A 14,860-nucleotide genomic window follows, 5' to 3' on the forward strand; every position below is an offset into this window, starting at 1 on the left:
TGTTTCCGAATCGGAATTTCTCTTGCCCTTTATGGAACATTCGTGTTCCATAAATTCATGCTTGAATCCGACGCTTCTCAGCCCGCACCGAAATGGAGCAATCTCCGCGTCCTCTCGGAGTTCGCTCGACCGCATCTGCCGTCGCTCCTCCTCGGATTGGTACTGGCGCTGTGCGGCTCCGCGGCGACGCTGGCAACGCCCATGGTCACCAAGTGGGTTCTCGACACCCTCGATACCGGTGCGTCGCTGAAAGGACCTATCCTCACGCTCGTCGTCCTTCTGATCGTCGGTGCCGTGCTCGGTTGTGCTCAGTGGATCGTTCTCGGAACCGCCGCCGAGAAGGTTGTCTTCGACGCCAGGTCGTCGCTGGTGAAGCGATTCCTGGCGGCGACCGTACCTTCGCTGCAATCGCGATCCGTGGGTGAATTGGTCACCCGGGTCACGTCTGACACCTTGCTGCTGCGGGAGGCTGCGTCGTCGGCCGCGGTGAATATTCTGAACGCAGCCGCGTTGACCATCGGAACGATTGTTCTGATGGGCGTACTGGATCTGCCGTTGTTGGGCGTCACCATGGTGGCAATCGTGTTCGCCTCCATACTCTTTGCCGTTCTGATGCCTCGGATTTCCGCAGCCGAAGCGCGAACCCAGGAATCGCTCGGTCAGCTCGGCGGCGTACTCGAGGGTGGCTTGCGTGCGATCCGGACGGTCAAAGTTTCCCTCGCCGAGGATCGCGTCGGCGCTCTGGTGACGAACAATGCGTCCGAGGCGAAAAAGCATGCGATCACGGCAGTTCGAGTGTCGGCAACCGCGTGGACTGTCGCGTGGACCGCCATTCAAGGATCGATCATTGCCATCCTCGGCTTTGGTGCCTGGCGAGTCGCCGACGGCGAAATGGCAGTCTCGACGCTCATCGCGTTTCTGCTCTACGCCTTCACCCTGATGGGGCCGGTGTCGGAGCTTGCGCAGAACGTGACCTCCGTTCAGTCGGGAATCGCGGCAGCTATCCGGATTCGCGAGATGCAGTCGTTGCCCACCGAGCAGTACGACGAGGTCGTGGACGTGGTCGCGAAAACCAACGCTGCCGCGCCGCTGATCGAGTTGCGCGACGTCACCGTGAGCTACCACGGATCGAACCAGCCGGCGTTGCGCGATGTCTCGCTGGTCATTCCGACGCGTGGGCACATGGCCATCGTCGGCCCGTCGGGTGCAGGAAAGACGACCTTGCTCTCGACCGTGCTGCGATTTGTCGAACCGCGATCGGGTGAGGTTCTCCTGCATGGAGTCGGTTACGACGCGCTCGATCACCGCGCTGTGCGCGAGAGTCTCGCATACGTGGAGCAGGAGACACCGGTGGTGCCCGGAACGATTCGGGAGAACGTCGTCTTCAGCCATCCCGATGCGACGGACGAAGAAGTCCAGGCCGTTCTGCGCTTGCTCCGGCTCGACGACGCGATCGAGGCCCTGCCCAACGGACTCGACACCGCTCTGACGGCCACTTCGCTGTCGGGCGGCCAACGTCAGCGGATCGCGATGGCGCGCGCAGTTCTGCGGCCGAGTGCTTTGCTTCTGCTCGACGAAGCCACTGCCCAGGTCGACACGCTCACCGAAGCCGCGATTGTCGACGCGATCAACGAACGTGCGCGCACCGGGGCCGTGGTGACTATCGCTCACCGGCTCTCGACGGTGCGTGACGCCGACTGGATCGTGGTCATGGAAGACGGTCGGATCCGCAACATCGGCAACCATGACGAGCTCATGGACAAGGACGATCTGTACCGCGACATGGTGGTTGCCGGCCGGCTCGATCAGGGCGAGGCAATGCTCGAGGATTGTTGACCCGACGCGTCGGCGTGTGCGAGAGTGCTGATACCGAGCGATCGCTCGGTCGGGATGTTCTTTCGGAGGTGGCTGGTGGCAATCGATCTGACGTACGCGCCCGAGGTGGTGGCGCTGATCGAGAAGACGCGCGACTTCACGCGCAACGTAGTGCTCCCCATCGAAGACGAACACGCCGGTGACATCGCTGTAGCGGGTGGCGATGCAATCCGCATCGAGATGCAGTCGGCAGCAAAAGAAGCCGGTGTCTTCGCCCCGCATGCGCCGATCGAGTACGGCGGACACGGACTCAACATGAGTGATCGCGCGCCGGTCTTCGAGGAAGCCGGCTACTCGCTATTCGGGCCGACGGCGCTCAACATCGCGGCGCCGGACGAGGGCAACGTTCACATGCTGGCCCACGTGGCGAACGAAGCACAGAAGCAGCAGTTCCTCGCGCCGCTCGCAAGCGGGGACATGCGGTCGGCATTCGCCATGACCGAACCCGCGCCGGGAGCGGGATCCGATCCTTCGGCTTTGAACACCCGCGCCGAGAAAGTCCCCGGTGGCTGGAAGATCAACGGTAAGAAATGGTTCATCACCGGCGCCGACGGCGCCGGGTTCTTCATCATCATGGCGCGCACGTCCGGTGAGCCCGGGCAGCGCGGCGGAGCGACCATGTTCCTGGCGCCGACGGACACTCCCGGCCTGGTAGTGGGTCGACACATCGACACCCTCGACAAGGCCATGATCGGCGGGCACTGCGAGGTCACGTTCGAGGATCTCTTCGTACCCGACGAGGCCGTTCTCGGTGAGGTCGATCAAGGTTTCGCCTACGCGCAGGTTCGCCTCGGTCCCGCCCGCATGACGCACGTGATGCGCTGGCTCGGTGCAGCGCGCCGCGGCCACGACGTCGCCGTGGCCAGGGTTGCCGAACGAGAAGGCTTCGGCTCGAAACTCGGTGATCTCGGAATGATCCAGAAGATGGTCGCCGACAACGAGATCGACATCGCAGCCAGCCGCGCACTTCTGGTGCAGGCCTGCTTCGAACTCGATCAGGGCGGGCACGCGAGCAACGCGACGTCCATCGCCAAGACCTACGCTGCCGAGGCGATCTTCCGGATCGTGGACCGCTCCATTCAGATGTGTGGCGGAATGGGCGTGTCCGGCGATCTGCCGCTGGCACGCTTGTCCCGCGAAGTGCGTCCCTTCCGCGTCTACGACGGCCCGTCCGAGGTTCATCGCTGGGCAATTGCGAAACGTGTTGTCGGAGCTGCGAAGCGCGCTGCTCGGGAGGAGTCGAAGTGACGGACTTTCCAGGACTCGATCTCGCGGCGCTCCACAAGTATCTGCAAGCCGCTGGCGTCGAGGTGAGCGGAGAGTTGCGAGCCGAACTGATTTCAGGCGGCAAATCCAATCTCACCTACGGAATCTTCGACGACAACTCGAAGTGGATTCTCCGTCGTCCACCCACGGCCGGCCTCACGCCGTCGGCGCACGATGTTGCGCGCGAGTTCCGAATCACCTCGGCGTTGCAGAACACCGCCGTGCCGGTCGCGCCGACCGTCGTGCTGTGCGAGGACGCCTCGGTGATGGGTGCGTCGTTCACGGTGGTCGAGTTCGTTACCGGTCAAGTGATCCGAACCAAAACCGAGTTGGAAGCTGTTCCGGCAGCGCAGGTCACGCAGTGCACCGACGAGTTGGTGCGTGTTCTCGCTACACTGCACGGCGTCGACTACACCGCAGTGGGTCTCGGCGAACTCGGCAGACCCGACGGTTACGTAGCCCGCCAGGTGAAGTTGTGGGCCGGTCAATGGTCACGCGTCAAGACCGAGGACTCGGCCGACGTGGACAGGTTGGCGTCGAGCCTCGCGGAATTGATTCCGGCGGAATCAGCCTCGTCGATCGTTCACGGCGACTACCGGATCGACAACACGATTCTCGCGGCGAACGACGTCACCAAGGTTGCCGCAGTGGTGGACTGGGAACTGTCGACGCTGGGAGATCCGCTGGCGGACATCGCGATGATGTGCGTCTACCGGCACCCCGCGCTGGATCTGGTTCTGGGTGAGCCTGCTGCGTGGACGAGCCCGTCGCTACCGTCCGTTGTCGATCTGGCGCAACGGTATTCGTCTGTTTCGGGTCGTGAACTGGCGCATTGGAACTTCTACATGGCGCTCGGGTTCTTCAAACTCGCCGTCGTGGCGCAGGGCATCGATCACCGATTCCGAGCAGGAGCCACCGTCGGCGGGGGATTCGACAAGGCTGGATCTTCTGTGCCGGAACTGATCTCGGCCGGACTCAACGCACTGCAAGGGAAATTCGAATGACTCGATCAGCACTGGTCACCGGCGCCTCCAAGGGAATCGGGCTCGGCATCGCAACACGCTTGGCTTCGCAAGGGTACGGGCTGACCATCACGGCGCGTGATACCGAGCGGCTCGCCGTTGTCGCCGAAGAACTTACGCGCGCCGGATCGCCGGACGTCGTCGTCTCGGCCGGCGACATGGCGGACGAGAACTTCGCCGCAGCACTCGCCGCCACACACAATGAGCGATTCGGCTCCATGAGGGCTCTCGTCCTCAACGCCGGAGTGGGAACCAGTGGGCGAGTGGCGGATTACCCGATGCGACGTTTCGACAAGACCGTTGCCGTCAATCTCCGGACACCGTTTGCACTATTGCAAGCGTCGCTGCCGCTCCTGCGTACAGCGGCGGACGCGGACCTTGCCGGCGGAGCGAAGGTGATAGCTCTCGCCTCGATGGCCGGTGTGTATGCCGAGAGCGGCCTGGCCGTCTACGGAGCCACCAAAGCTGCGCTGATTTCGATGGTCGAGGCACTCAACGCCGAGGAATCCGGAAACGGCGTCAGTGCGACGGCCATCGCTCCCGGTTACGTCGACACCGACATGTCGGCATGGACACAGGATCGGATCACACCGGACACCATGATCAAGGTCGACGACATCGTGGAGTTGGTGGACGGTCTGCTCAAGCTCTCGTCTCGAGCGGTCGTTCCGAAGGTCGTCATGGCGCGGGCCGGGACCAACGGCTACTCCGCCTGAAATTTCAATCCAGCTTGGCTTCGCCCCGCTTGCGAAAGAAGTGAAAGCCAGGCACCCCGACGATCGCCTGCCGCAGGTCCTTGACCACTCCGAGGAGTTCGTGGATCTCGGGCGAGACGGAGTCCAAGGTTCCGAGGATGGGCAACACCGCGGCCACCCGGTCGGTGAGCTCCGGTAGTTGGTCGATCAGCTTGATCGCGGCGCTGACCTCTGCCTCGGAAAGGTCGTCGGCGAACCTGGCGGCCAGCGGTGCGAGCTGTAGGGCGATGGGTTCGTAGATCTCGAGGAGTTGTCCCGCGATGTCCGACGTCTGCTCGACGGCCTCGACCAGTGTCTCAGCGCGAACGGTCACGGCGGCGGCTCCGATGACGACGCGGTCGGCGTTGTCGGCGATCTGGTTGATGCGCGCCACCAACCTCTCGACCGAGAAGAGGAGCGCCTCGAGTCGAGTGGGCAGGGTGACCGCAAATGCGACCGTGGACAGGGACCAGTGCACCACGTCGCCGACGGAGCGGACGACGGTGGAGCTGCCGGGCAAAACTAGAGCCATCCCTCGATACTGCCTGATGTGACGTCAAAGTACAGGTAAATCTCACATTCACGAGGCCCGCGGCGTCTTCGAGGTGTCGGTGCCGGCGCGGACAATCACTTCACCCGCTGCCTGCCGCACCGCGCAACCTGGAAGGATCGAGACATGACGGCTATCCGTACGCACACTGTGATCGACTCGCCGATCGGAGCGTTGACGCTGGTAGCAGCAGGTGACGACCTCTGCGGTCTGTACATGGCGGAGCATCGCCACAAGCCGGACGAGTCCACGTTCGGTGATCGTTCCTCGGCGGTCTTCGGTGAAGTCGAATCGCAGCTCACCGAGTACTTCGAGGGTGATCGCACGGAGTTCTCCGTGCCGCTGGCGCCCGTGGGTACCGAGTTCCAGAAGCGGGTGTGGGACACCTTGCGAACGATCCCGTACGGCGAAACCTGGACCTACATGGAGCTCGCGCAAACTTTGGGTAACCCGCTTGCGATCCGTGCTGCCGCCGCGGCAAACGGCAAGAATCCGATCAGCATCATCGTTCCCTGTCATCGCGTGGTCGGTAGCGACGGAAGTCTGACCGGTTTCGCCGGCGGCCTCGAACGTAAGCGGTTCCTACTCGACCGCGAGCACGGCGGCGAATCGGATGTCCTCTTCTGATGCGCTCGGCTCACAATTCGGTGATCGGGAACGTCTACCGGTCGTGACACTCAAACCGTTCGAAGACGTCGTGACCGAATACGGTGCAGTGGTCCTCCGTGTCTGCCGCGCGGTGGTCGGGCCAGTCGACGCCGAGGACGCGTGGTCCGAGACGTTCATCGCGGCGATGCGGGCATACCCGGATCTGAACCCGGACGCGAACATCGAAGCCTGGCTGGTCACCATCGCGCACCGCAAGGCAATCGACATCACCCGAGTGCGTGCCCGCGTGGCCGTGCCGACAGACGACGTTCCGGAGTTGCCGACGCGAATCGGCGTGCCGGGCACGTGGGATCACGAACTCTGGGACGCACTCGAACAACTACCACTCAAACAACGTGCGGCGGTCGCCTATCACTTTCTGGGTGGGCTGCCGTACGCAGAGATCGCGGACATCCTCGGCAACACGCCGGCAGCCGCCAGACGCGCGGGTGCCGACGGTATCGCCACCCTACGGAGAACCTACTTGTCCGCTACCGCTGCGGAAGGGAGTCACTCATGAGTAACGATGTGTTCGAGGCACTTCCAGCCGTTGACGCCGACGCCATGATCCGCCTACGGGCGCGCCTGGCTGCGCAGGCGTCCGAAGCCGAATTGATCGACGTGGCATATCGAACCGTCGATTCGCCGGTCGGAAAGCTGCTGCTGGCGGCAACTGATGTCGGCCTGGTGCGGGTTGCCTTTGCCGTCGAAGGGCACGACCTCGTTCTGGAACGATTGGCGGACACCGTCAGCCCTCGTGTGCTTCATTACCCGCGCAGGCTGGACACTGTCGCTCGCGAGTTGGACGAGTACTTTGCCGGTGCGCGTCGAGAATTCGATCTGCGCTTGGATTTCCAACTCGCGAAAGGGTTTCGACGCGAAGTGTTGCGTCATCTTCCCGAGATCGAATACGGCCACACTGCAAGCTATTCGGTGGTCGCGGCAGCGTCGGGAAGCCCACGTGCCGTGCGTGCCGTGGGGACCGCATGCGCAAAGAATCCGCTGCCGTTGGTGGTCCCGTGTCACCGGGTGGTGCGCAGCGACGGCAGCCTCGGGCAGTACGCCGGCGGCCCCGAACTGAAAGCGATTCTGCTGGATCTGGAAGCCTGCCGGTGAGCGCAGTGACGCTGCGCTTTCAGGCACCCTACGCAGTCGAACCGCTCACCGGTGCCCTGCGGGCTCACTGCGTCGCAGGCCTCGAGCGTCACGACGACGGTGTTCACACCAGAGTCATACCGTTGCCTTCCGGCCCGGTTGTCGTGTCGGTGTCGTGGACAGACGGCGGCGTCGTCGTGGATTCCGATGTGCCGGCGGGGGATTCTGCAGTGCTGGAGGTGATCGTGCGTCGTTGGCTCGACCTCGACGCCGATCACACTGCTGTCGAAGCGGCGTTCGGTAGTGATGAGTTGTTGGCCCCACTTGTTGCCGCCCGTCCAGGATTGCGTGTGCTCGGTTCGGTGGACGGGTTCGAGACCGCAGTGCTCACCGTTCTGGGACAACAGGTTTCGCTCGGCGCGGCGAGGACGTTCGGTGGTCGTTTTGTCAGCGCATTCGGAGCGCCGGTGCAAGGGGATTTTCTTGCCTTCCCTGATCCGGACGTGGTTGCAGCGCAATCAACCGAGGGCATACAGAAAGCCGTCGGATTGACCACAGCGCGCGCAAGAACAGTGCACACGCTGGCAACTGCGGCAGCGAACGGCCTCGACCTCTCCTGGAATGCGGATCCTGTCCAATTTCGGCGAGAGCTGTTGGCGCTAAAGGGGATCGGACCGTGGACCGCTGACTATCTCACTGTCCGGATTCTCGGTGATCGCGACGCATTCGTACCCGATGATCTGGTGTTGAAACGTGCGCTGGGGGTCTCGACGGCCAAAGAAGCCTCAGCGTTGTCCGAGCGCTGGCGACCCTGGCGAGCGTACGCACTCTTTCATCTGTGGACAAAGGAAGCGTTTCTGTAGTCGGTCAGTCTTTCGCGCGGGCCAGTTCGGACGGCCACCAAATACGTTTCCCGATGTCGTGAGAGAGCGCAGGCACCAGGACACTGCGCACGATGATCGTATCGAGCAGCACGCCGAAGGCCACGGCAAATCCGATCTCGGCGAGGAAGACCAGTGGCAGGATGCCCAGTACGGCAAATGTTGCGGCCAAGACGATTCCGGCTGACGTGATCACACCGCCCGTCACCGCAAGACCGCGCAGTACACCTGCACGGGTGCCGAATTCTCCGGTCTCCTCCCGGACTCTGGTCATCAGGAAGATGTTGTAGTCGATACCCAGTGCGACGAGGAAGACGAAGGCGAACAGCGGGAACGATTGATCCGCCCCGGCGAACCCGAATACGTGTGTGAAGAAGAATCCGCTCACACCGAGGGTCGCCGCGAAGGAAAGCACCACGGTGACAATGAGAATCACCGGGATCAGCAGAGCGCGGAGCAAAGCGGCCAGAACCAGGAAGATCACCACCAAGACGATCGGGATGATCAGGTTTCTGTCGCGGACCGAGGCGGCCTGGACATCAAGGGTGGTGGCCGTGCTGCCCCCGACGAGCGCGTCGGCGCCGGGCACGTCGTGGACGGCAGTCCGCAGTCGCTTGACAGTTTCGAGTGCCTGCGGCGAATCGTAGGAGTCGGCGAGGGTTGCATTGATCATGGTTCGGCCGTCGATCGGTGCAACGGTGAAAGCCGCAGGGGCGCAACCCGCAGCGGCGGCTTGTGCGACGGCAGCGGGGTTGGTCTTGATCAAATCGCTGACCTTTGCGACGTCCACCTGGGTGCAGACGGCGCCGGGATCCTGCGAGATACCTTCGACGCCGCTGGCTGCTTTGATGACGGCGTCGGCCTGGTCGGCGTTTGCGGTGATCACGGCCGGTGCGCCGGCTCCGGGATCGAACTTCGAGTCGTAGAGTTCTTGTCCGACAACTGCGTCGGGACGATTGGTGAAGCTTTCGGTGGATGTCAGGCCATCGGTTTTGAGACTGCCGATCCCGGCCGCGAACAGGATGATCAACAACACTGTGGCGCCGATCCACAGTGGGCGGTCCTTGCTACCGACGGCCTCGGCGATCTTGCCCCACATCCCGTGCGTCGTAAGGTCTGCGGCGTGATCGACCTTGGGCTTGCGCGGCCAGAAGACCCACCGTCCGGTGGCGGCCAGAGCGACCGGCATGAACGTCATCATCACCAGATAGGTGCAGGCGATCCCGATGGCGGCGACGGGTCCGAGGCTCTTGTTGGAGTTGAGTTGAGAGAACGTCAGGCAAAGCAGACCGAGAATCACGGTGACAGCCGAAGCGGTGATGGCCGGCGCAGACTCGCGCCAGGCCTTGATCATCGCGTCGAAGCGGTTGGGATACGTGTGCAATTCTTCGCGATAGCGAGAGATCAAGAGTAGGGCGTAGTCGGTACCGGCACCGATCACCAACACGAAAAGGATGCCTTGAGATTGCCCGGTCAGCGTCAGTAGTTCGGCTTTCGCGAGGAAGTAGATCACCATCGACGACAAGCCGATGGCGAGGAGCGCGGAGAACAGCGGGAAGAACCACAACACCGGCGATCGGTACACGACAAGCAGGATGAGGATCACGACCAGGAGTGCCGCGCCAAGGAGCGCTCCGTCCAGACCGGCAAAGGCGTCGATGAACGCAACGAGTAGCCCACCTGGCCCGGCTGGGAGTACCTCGACATCACCGGCTGCTTGTTTTGCGGCGTCGATGACGTTCTGCTCGGTGGTCGCCAGGACATCGCCTGCCACGGCGGTGTCACCGTCTTTGGCCACGAGTGGCACGAAGATCGACGCAGTTGTGCCGTCGGCGGAGTACTGAGTGGGCTGCATACCGTCGGCGTCTACTCCGGAGATGCCGGCAATGGCGCCGTAGGCCGAGTTGATTGCAGATTTGTCCGCCTCGGTGAGGGCCGAATCTCGATGGAACAGAACAAATCCAGGGATCGTCTCGACTGCGAGGAAGTTCGCGGATTGGTTGCTGACGATTGTCGATTCGGCGGAACTCGGGAGGTACGAGGCGTTGTCGTTCTTTTGAACCTCGGCGAGTTTGCCCTGGAAAGAACCGCCGAATCCGCCTGCGAAGAAGGCGAAGATCGCAAGGGCGATCACGGTGAAGATCGGCACGCGAAGGCGCTTCACGGCTCCGCGCTCGTTCCGTTCTGCGTCAGTTGTGTCCAGCTTGGTCATGGTTCTCCTCGAACGCAGTCGACCAGCACCAACAAAGCAACATTTTCCAGTAGAACACGCAATACGGGCGCGGTGGAACCACTTGGCGTGGAATTGACGACGCTACGAAGTGCCTTTGCCGTATGTCTCGCGGGCTGCGACGTCCATGGGAAAACGGACGACTGTGTCGCCGAACAACAATCGAGTTGCCGAAGCCGCGGCGGCCAGCACGTGGGCGGTACCTGACTCGGGATTTCGGGTATGCACGACTACCTCGTCGTGCTGGAAGAAGACCAACTCGCCGTCCGGGTCTTCGGCGAGGCGGCGCCTGAGGTCGGCCAGGAGGCACAGCGCCCACTCGGACGCAGTGGCCTGCACGACGAAGTTGCGCGTGAAACGACCGCGGGCGTGAGCGTCGCCGTGGGAGTAGAAGTCGGGAGACGGTGGGGGACAGGCCCGGCCGAGCAGTGACTTCACCACCTCGCCGCGCTCACCTGCCTTGGCAGCTTGCTCGACGTACTCGACGGCGACCGGGAATCGCTTCCGCAACAAGACGAGCAGTGCTTTGGCTTCACCCGCCGTCGCCCCGTACAGGACTCCGAGGATTGCGACCTTGGCTTTGGCGCGATCACCGCCGAAGGCTTCGGCACCGACAAGTGCGTACAGGTCGTCGTCCCCGGCGGCGGCCATCATGCGGCGGTCGCCGGACATGGCGGCCAGAATTCGGGGCTCGAGCTGACCGGCGTCGGCGACGACGAACACGTGGCCCGGATCGGCGACGACGCTCGAGCGCATTGTCTTCGGAATCTGGAGGGCCCCGCCGCCTCGACTCGCCCACCTGCCGGACACGACACCACCGGGAACGTAGATCGGACGGAATCGATCTACCCGCACCCAACTGTCCATCCACTGCCAACCGTTGGTGCTGTACAGCTTGGCGAGTTCGCGATGACGAAGGAGTAGCGGCACAGCCGGATGATCGATCTCCTGCAGAAACCACTTGCGCGTCGACGGAAGTTCGATGCCCTGACGACCGAACGCCTCGGTGATCTCCACCGAAGACGAAGGATTGACGGTGCGCCCGAAGACCTCACTGATCTGTGCGGCAAGTTCCTGCATACGAGCGGGGAGGTCGTATCCCGTCGGCCGCGGCCCCAGCCGTTCTTCGAGGAGTTCGCGATGCTTCTGCGTCGAGAACGGAAGGCCCGTGTGCGTCATCTCGGCGGCGCTGAGAGCGCCGGCCGATTCTGCTGCGATCAACAAGTCCAGTCGAGCGTCCGCGCCGATGGTTGCGCGCTGCTCGGCGAATTCGGTGACGACGGCGAGGGGATCGAGAACGGGTGCAGTGTCGAAGAGTCCGAGTCGATCGTCGTCGAACTCCTCGGCGGGCGGTGACGGTTTGCCGGCGCGCATTCCGAGTATCGCGCGGGTCAGGGAGATGTCGTGGCACCGCTGAACCCGTACGCCTGCCCGCAGTAGAGGTGGGTACACGGTCGCCGTACTCGGCCACACCCACCGCGGGTGCTCGGCTTCCTCGATGGTGCGTACCGCTGCGATCAGGTCGGGGTATTCGACGGGATCGGCGAGCGGCGTTCCAGCGGGATCGGTCCGTAGGACAGTCGCCGTCACAGCTCCCGTGGACGTCGTACTACCGGGGACCAGGACAACTCGCACGACATCAGTGTGACGGCTGGGTCCGACACGCCATCGCTCGGCGTGCTCAGGCCCCGACGAACTGGATGTGCTGACCCGGGCGGGCTTGGCCGAGTCGGTCGACATCTGCGTCCTCGACCACTCCCACCACCGGATAGCCGCCGGTGATGGGGTGATCGGCGAGGAACACGACAGGTTGGCCGCTGGGTGGGACCTGGATCGATCCGAGTGCCACGCCTTCGGTGGGCAGTTCGGTGTCGTCTGTTCTTCGAAGTAGTTCGTCGGCGCCGACGCGATCGACGCGTGCGCCGATTCGGTCCGAGTCGGTCGAGATCGCCCATCGGCCCTGGAGGAGTGTTTCGGGGTTGGTGAATCGATCTGCGCGAGGACCGAACACCACTCGAATGGCGAGAGTCTCGTTTGCCATCGGCGGCACCGGTGCGAGGTCGACGGCTGAGAACGTGGTCGGCGATGGCCCGATCGGGAGAAAAACACCAGGCTCGAGAGGCGCCGGACCGATCCCGGACATCGTGTCGGTGCTGCGCGATCCCAGGATCTCGGGAACCACAATGCCGCCTCGGACGGTCAGATACGTCCGCAGTCCACTCGGTGCGTAGTCCAGGCGGACGGTCTGCCCAGCCCGCAGATCGATCACGCTCGAATGCCCGACCGGAATGCCGTCGCGGTAGGCCTGTGCAGGCGCACCGGTGAACGCGATCGTTGTCGGTTGCTGCGCCCGAAGACTCAGCCCACCCAGGAGGACCTCGACACCGGCTGCGCCCTCGTTGTTGCCGACGAGCCGATTGCCAAGCCTGAGAGATCGCCTGTCTGCCGCACCGGAAACCCCGACACCCGAGCGAAGATGACCTATCCGTCCGAGGTCCTGGATCAGGCTCAGCGGCCCGGTGTCGAGTATCTCCAGACCGTTCATCGTTGTTCCTCGTTCACGAAGCGCACGCGTCTGCCGGGCTGAACGGTGGCCGGTGGTGTGGCGTTCAGATCCCACATCACGGCATCGGTGCTCCCGATGATCTGCCAGCCACCCGGTGATGCACGCGGGTAGACCGCGCTGTATCCAGCGGCCAGGGCGACGGAACCGGCAGGCACAGCGGTTCGTGATTGCGTTCGACGCGGAACGTCGAGCCGAGTGTCGCCTGAAGTCAGGTAGGCGAAGCCGGGTGCGAATCCGATGAAGGCGCAACGCCACATTGCCCCGGTGTGGGCCGCAACCACCTCGGATCGGCTCATACCAAGTGACTGTGCGACGTCGTCGAGGTCGGGCCCGTCGTACCTGACGGCGATGGTGAGTGCATTCGTCTCGAAATGTTCGTCTGTGGTCGCGGCAGAATCGGTCTGCTCGAGATCGTTCAAGCACTTCCGGACGTACGTGAGATCTGCCGCCGGGGTGCACGTGACCAGGACAGTGCGAGCTGCGGGGAGGAAGTCTTCGACCCCGACCGGGGTGTTACGCGTCAGTGCTTCGGTGAACGCGAGAACGCCAGCTTCGGAATCGAAGTCCACGAGCAATGCGCGTTCTCCCGCGGGAAGTATGCGAGTCACCGGGAGGGCTCCCTATCGACTCGAGTCCGCTCCACGTCCGCTCGCATCGCGGCGATGAAACTCGCGATGGTGGCTCGCTCTGTGGCGGTAAAATTGCCGAGGGTGCTCACCGCCCGTGAAATGAGTGGGCCGAAGTAACTCTCGCCCAGAGTGACCGCCGATGGTGTGACCTGCAAGAGCACCCGCCTGCGGTCTGCTGAGTCTCGCTCCCGAGCTACGTGGCCCGCTTTGACCATCCGGTCGACGAGCGCGGTCACCGACGCCGAGTTGATACCCAGCTGTGCGCCGAGCCAGCCTGGTGTCGCCGGTGTGTCCGAGCGCTCGGCATCGAGAAGGCAGATCAACGCGCGCACGTCGGTGGAGTGCATTTTGTACTTGTTCGCAAAGCCGGAAACCGCCACGTTCAAGTCGACGGTAAGTGCGCGAAGCGAGTGGACGATCGCCATCGCTTCGTCTTCTGCATCGCCGACGCTCAAGGATGCCTCCAGCCCTGGTGTGTTGTCTCTTGATTGTCTACTATCTCGATAATCGAGAGAAATGGGGGTGGGGGATGGACTTCAATCGCGCATACGACGCTGTACTGACCAAATGGCCGCAGAAACCGCTGGGTGTGGATCTCGCGGGGCGGTTCGGTAACACGCATGTGAACGTCTGTGGGCATGCAGACTCGCGGCCGTTGATCCTTCTGTCCGGGGGAGGTGCCACTTCGACGGTGTGGTTCGACAACGTTGGGGCGCTGTCGAAATCCCGGCGTGTTTTTGCCGTCGGCACGCTGGGTGATGCCGGACTCAGCGTTCCGAATGGCGATCGGATGAAGTCCGTCGACGATCTGATCGAGTGGATGGACTCGATAGTCGATTGCACCGGGGCCGACACCGTCGATGTGATCGGACATTCCTACGGCGCGATGATTGCGTTGGCCTTTGCGCTGCATCGACCGGATCGTCTCGGCAAACTTGTTCTGCTCGACCCTAATTCGAGTTTCTCCGGCATGAAGGCGGGCTACCTTCTGCGTGCGCTTCCGCTGTTGCTCTCCCCGTCGCGAGCACGCCGACGCCGACTGTTGGAATGGGAGACAGGCGAGTTGAGTATCGACTCCGACTGGCTGTCTCTTGTGGAAGTGGGCACTTCGGATCTACCGCGACCCGATCTCGTAGTGCCTCGACGTCCTTCGAAGGAGGCCTTGAGCGCACTGGATGTCGAGTTGCTGGTGGTCCTCGCACAAGACGGGCGGGTGCATGATGCGGAAACCGTGTCGAAGTCAGTGCGGGAGAGGTTTCCCGCAGCGCGTGTCGAGGTTCTGAAAGCTTCTTCGCATCACAGCATTCCGATGGTTCCCGCCGATGAAATCAACCGGGTGCTCGTCGACTTCTTGGAGGGCTAGC

General features: G+C 63.1%; 15 protein-coding genes. 9 read left to right on the forward strand and 6 right to left on the reverse strand.

All coding sequences use genetic code 11. The features are described from left to right. Nucleotides 1-57 precede the first annotated feature (57 nt). The 4 genes from RhoBH5_RS17355 to RhoBH5_RS17370 all read left to right on the forward strand — a co-directional run bounded on the left by RhoBH5_RS17355 (nt 58) and on the right by RhoBH5_RS17370 (nt 4,879). On the forward strand, nt 58-1,836 hold the full coding sequence (locus RhoBH5_RS17355) for an ABC transporter ATP-binding protein (RefSeq protein ID WP_050654632.1): 1,779 nt from the start codon (nt 58-60) through the stop codon (nt 1,834-1,836). Nucleotides 1,837-1,911: 75 nt separating this feature from the next. Continuing rightward, a complete protein-coding gene (locus tag RhoBH5_RS17360) occupies nt 1,912-3,123 on the forward strand; it encodes an acyl-CoA dehydrogenase family protein (protein ID WP_003940162.1) in 1,212 nt (403 codons plus the stop codon). Next, the gene (locus tag RhoBH5_RS17365) at nt 3,120-4,145 is read left to right on the forward strand and encodes a phosphotransferase family protein (protein WP_270008580.1); all 1,026 of its coding nucleotides are present in this window, start codon (nt 3,120-3,122) and stop codon (nt 4,143-4,145) included. Before RhoBH5_RS17360 ends, RhoBH5_RS17365 begins: the two co-directional genes overlap by 4 nt. Continuing rightward, a complete protein-coding gene (locus RhoBH5_RS17370; protein ID WP_270008581.1) occupies nt 4,142-4,879 on the forward strand; it encodes an SDR family NAD(P)-dependent oxidoreductase in 738 nt (245 codons plus the stop codon). The genes RhoBH5_RS17365 and RhoBH5_RS17370 overlap by 4 nt, the downstream gene beginning before the upstream one ends. 4 nt (nt 4,880-4,883) lie before the next feature. On the opposite strand, the gene RhoBH5_RS17375 is transcribed toward RhoBH5_RS17370, so the two are convergent. Further along, nucleotides 4,884-5,429: a hypothetical protein gene (locus RhoBH5_RS17375; protein ID WP_007729604.1), complete on the reverse strand. Its 546-nt coding sequence runs from the start codon at nt 5,427-5,429 to the stop codon at nt 4,884-4,886. A gap of 144 nt (nt 5,430-5,573) precedes the next feature. On the opposite strand from RhoBH5_RS17375, the gene RhoBH5_RS17380 reads away from it, so the two are divergent. From RhoBH5_RS17380 to RhoBH5_RS17395, 4 genes are read left to right on the forward strand one after another with little or no spacing between them, the layout of a single operon-like run. Then, entirely contained in the window at nt 5,574-6,074 is a 501-nt protein-coding gene (locus tag RhoBH5_RS17380) for a methylated-DNA--[protein]-cysteine S-methyltransferase (protein ID WP_003940613.1), read from the forward strand. Beyond that, nucleotides 6,061-6,615 (forward strand): RNA polymerase sigma factor, encoded by a 555-nt coding sequence (locus tag RhoBH5_RS17385; protein ID WP_080961251.1) that lies wholly within the window; start codon nt 6,061-6,063, stop codon nt 6,613-6,615. Before RhoBH5_RS17380 ends, RhoBH5_RS17385 begins: the two co-directional genes overlap by 14 nt. After that, entirely contained in the window at nt 6,612-7,211 is a 600-nt protein-coding gene (locus RhoBH5_RS17390; protein WP_070385175.1) for a methylated-DNA--[protein]-cysteine S-methyltransferase, read from the forward strand. The genes RhoBH5_RS17385 and RhoBH5_RS17390 overlap by 4 nt, the downstream gene beginning before the upstream one ends. After that, nucleotides 7,208-8,053 (forward strand): DNA-3-methyladenine glycosylase family protein, encoded by an 846-nt coding sequence (locus RhoBH5_RS17395; RefSeq protein WP_270008582.1) that lies wholly within the window; start codon nt 7,208-7,210, stop codon nt 8,051-8,053. The genes RhoBH5_RS17390 and RhoBH5_RS17395 overlap by 4 nt, the downstream gene beginning before the upstream one ends. A gap of 4 nt (nt 8,054-8,057) precedes the next feature. Here RhoBH5_RS17395 and RhoBH5_RS17400 read toward each other — a convergent pair whose 3' ends face one another. The 5 genes from RhoBH5_RS17400 to RhoBH5_RS17420 all read right to left on the reverse strand — a co-directional run bounded on the left by RhoBH5_RS17400 (nt 8,058) and on the right by RhoBH5_RS17420 (nt 13,951). Next, complete coding sequence (locus tag RhoBH5_RS17400) at nt 8,058-10,283, reverse strand: MMPL family transporter (protein WP_270008583.1); 2,226 nt, start codon at nt 10,281-10,283, stop codon at nt 8,058-8,060. Between the two features lie 102 nt (nt 10,284-10,385). Further along, nucleotides 10,386-11,936 carry a bifunctional 3'-5' exonuclease/DNA polymerase gene (locus RhoBH5_RS17405; protein ID WP_270008635.1) on the reverse strand — a complete coding sequence of 517 codons (1,551 nt, stop codon included), beginning with the start codon at nt 11,934-11,936 and terminating at the stop codon, nt 10,386-10,388. Nucleotides 11,937-11,982: 46 nt separating this feature from the next. Then, nucleotides 11,983-12,846, reverse strand: a complete 864-nt coding sequence (locus RhoBH5_RS17410) for a biotin-dependent carboxyltransferase family protein (RefSeq protein ID WP_270008584.1) — start codon at nt 12,844-12,846, stop codon at nt 11,983-11,985. Further along, a complete protein-coding gene (locus RhoBH5_RS17415) occupies nt 12,843-13,475 on the reverse strand; it encodes a 5-oxoprolinase subunit B family protein (protein ID WP_270008585.1) in 633 nt (210 codons plus the stop codon). The genes RhoBH5_RS17410 and RhoBH5_RS17415 overlap by 4 nt, the downstream gene beginning before the upstream one ends. After that, nucleotides 13,472-13,951, reverse strand: coding sequence for a MarR family winged helix-turn-helix transcriptional regulator (locus RhoBH5_RS17420; protein WP_064687758.1), 480 nt, complete (start codon nt 13,949-13,951; stop codon nt 13,472-13,474). The genes RhoBH5_RS17415 and RhoBH5_RS17420 overlap by 4 nt, the downstream gene beginning before the upstream one ends. A 74-nt stretch (nt 13,952-14,025) precedes the next feature. On the opposite strand from RhoBH5_RS17420, the gene RhoBH5_RS17425 reads away from it, so the two are divergent. Then, nucleotides 14,026-14,859 carry an alpha/beta fold hydrolase gene (locus RhoBH5_RS17425; RefSeq protein WP_270008586.1) on the forward strand — a complete coding sequence of 278 codons (834 nt, stop codon included), beginning with the start codon at nt 14,026-14,028 and terminating at the stop codon, nt 14,857-14,859. Nucleotide 14,860 lies beyond the last annotated feature (1 nt).

Source organism: Rhodococcus sp. BH5, from assembly GCF_027583855.1.
GTDB classification, from domain to species: Bacteria; Actinomycetota; Actinomycetes; order Mycobacteriales; family Mycobacteriaceae; genus Rhodococcus_F; species Rhodococcus_F qingshengii.

Excerpts from the sequence above, each read along its gene's own strand:
- RhoBH5_RS17355 (WP_050654632.1), top strand. The coding sequence starts at position 58 with ATGCTTGAATCCGACGCTTCTCAGCCCGCACCGAAATGGAGCAATCTC.
- RhoBH5_RS17370 (WP_270008581.1), top strand. The coding sequence starts at position 4,142 with ATGACTCGATCAGCACTGGTCACCGGCGCCTCCAAGGGAATCGGGCTC.
- RhoBH5_RS17375 (WP_007729604.1), bottom strand. The coding sequence starts at position 5,429 with ATGGCTCTAGTTTTGCCCGGCAGCTCCACCGTCGTCCGCTCCGTCGGC.
- RhoBH5_RS17380 (WP_003940613.1), top strand. The coding sequence starts at position 5,574 with ATGACGGCTATCCGTACGCACACTGTGATCGACTCGCCGATCGGAGCG.
- RhoBH5_RS17385 (WP_080961251.1), top strand. The coding sequence starts at position 6,061 with ATGTCCTCTTCTGATGCGCTCGGCTCACAATTCGGTGATCGGGAACGT.
- RhoBH5_RS17390 (WP_070385175.1), top strand. The coding sequence starts at position 6,612 with ATGAGTAACGATGTGTTCGAGGCACTTCCAGCCGTTGACGCCGACGCC.
- RhoBH5_RS17400 (WP_270008583.1), bottom strand. The coding sequence starts at position 10,283 with ATGACCAAGCTGGACACAACTGACGCAGAACGGAACGAGCGCGGAGCC.
- RhoBH5_RS17410 (WP_270008584.1), bottom strand. The coding sequence starts at position 12,846 with ATGAACGGTCTGGAGATACTCGACACCGGGCCGCTGAGCCTGATCCAG.
- RhoBH5_RS17425 (WP_270008586.1), top strand. The coding sequence starts at position 14,026 with ATGGACTTCAATCGCGCATACGACGCTGTACTGACCAAATGGCCGCAG.